A 600-nucleotide genomic window follows, 5' to 3' on the forward strand; every position below is an offset into this window, starting at 1 on the left:
GCCACTTCCGCAAATAAAGGATGCGCGTGGAGGGACTTGAACCCCCACGTCAAAGACGCTAGATCCTAAGTCTAGTGCGTCTGCCAATTCCGCCACACGCGCATATAATAAAAGTGAGTCATGAAGGATTCGAACCTTCGACACCCTGATTAAAAGTCAGGTGCTCTACCAACTGAGCTAATGACTCATAATAAAACTGGTGGAGGATGATGGATTCGAACCACCGAACCCGTACGGGAGCAGATTTACAGTCTGATGCGTTTGGCCACTTCGCTAATCCTCCATAAAAGTGGTGCCGGCGAGAGGACTTGAACCCCCAACCTACTGATTACAAGTCAGTTGCTCTACCAGTTGAGCTACACCGGCGTATCAAATTGTTATATTCATGGTGGCTCGGGACGGAATCGAACCGCCGACACGAGGATTTTCAGTCCTCTGCTCTACCGACTGAGCTACCGAGCCATATTAAGGATTCTCATCCCTGAAGCATATAAGAATGGCGGAACCGACGGGATTCGAACCCGCGATCTCCTGCGTGACAGGCAGGCATGTTAGGCCAACTACACCACGGTTCCAGATCACTTTCCGTGAAGAAAGCCT

At 50.3% G+C, this 600-nt stretch carries 6 tRNA genes; all 6 read right to left on the reverse strand.

Annotated elements, in window-relative coordinates:
• Nucleotides 1-21: 21 nt before the first annotated feature.
• The 6 genes from IEW26_RS30085 to IEW26_RS30110 all read right to left on the reverse strand — a co-directional run bounded on the left by IEW26_RS30085 (nt 22) and on the right by IEW26_RS30110 (nt 575).
• Nucleotides 22-102 (reverse strand) — tRNA-Leu (locus tag IEW26_RS30085).
• A gap of 12 nt (nt 103-114) precedes the next feature.
• A tRNA-Lys gene (locus IEW26_RS30090) sits at nt 115-187 on the reverse strand.
• Nucleotides 188-197: 10 nt separating this feature from the next.
• Nucleotides 198-283: transfer RNA gene (locus IEW26_RS30095), tRNA-Tyr, on the reverse strand.
• A gap of 7 nt (nt 284-290) precedes the next feature.
• Nucleotides 291-366 (reverse strand) — tRNA-Thr (locus IEW26_RS30100).
• Between the two features lie 20 nt (nt 367-386).
• A tRNA-Phe gene (locus IEW26_RS30105) sits at nt 387-462 on the reverse strand.
• Between the two features lie 35 nt (nt 463-497).
• Nucleotides 498-575, reverse strand: a tRNA-Asp gene (locus IEW26_RS30110).
• Between the last annotated feature and the right edge of the window lie 25 nt (nt 576-600).

The organism is Paenibacillus silvae (assembly GCF_014639235.1).
In the GTDB taxonomy this organism is placed as follows: Bacteria; Bacillota; Bacilli; order Paenibacillales; family Paenibacillaceae; genus Paenibacillus; species Paenibacillus silvae.